Source organism: Rhizobacter sp. P1_G5, from assembly GCF_056405435.1.
Genome location: NZ_JBFUCB010001197.1, coordinates 1 through 578, shown reverse-complemented (window position 1 = coordinate 578; position 578 = coordinate 1). Strand labels below are relative to the sequence as shown.

The 578-nt window shown below is 73.9% G+C and carries 1 protein-coding gene; it reads left to right on the top strand.

Translation table 11 applies throughout. The features are described from left to right. Positions 1-11: 11 nt before the first annotated feature. A partial coding sequence (locus tag AC1D12_RS34940) for a glycine-rich domain-containing protein (protein WP_477845621.1) occupies positions 12-578 on the top strand: 567 nt, incomplete at its 3' end.

The following is a 578-nucleotide window of genomic DNA, read 5'->3' as shown; positions in this document are numbered from 1 at the left end:
CATCGACATCCGTGACCCGCCTGTTGTTCGTGCTCGTGGCCGGCACGCTGGGCGTGTGGCTGGCGAGGCGGGCCTGGGTGGCCTGGCGCGAGCGCTCGGGCCTGCGCGTGATCCGCGCAGAGGCCTTTCCGGCCTTCCTGCGCGGCAAGCTGCGCCGCCTCTACCCGGCGCTGGACGACAAGGCGCTGGGCGAGGTGGAGCGCGGGCTGCGCCAGTTCTTCGTCGCCTGTGCGCGCTCGCGCGGCGGCTTCGTCGCGATGCCGTCGCGCGTGGTCGATGCGCTGTGGCACGAGTTCATCCTGCACACCCGAAGCTACGACGCGTTCTGCCGGCGCGCCTTCGGCCGCATGCTGCACCACACGCCGGCGCAGGCGCTCGGGCCGGGCAGCGCGGACGGCGACCGCAAGGCGGGGTTGCGGCGCGCGTGGCTCTGGAGCTGCAAGGAGGAGGGCATCGATCCGCAGCGCCCGAGCCGGCTGCCGGTGCTGTTCGCGCTGGACGCGGCGCTCGCGATCCCCGGCGGCTACCACTACGTGCCCGACTGCAGCCTGCTCGGCGCCGACCGCGGCAACACGCAT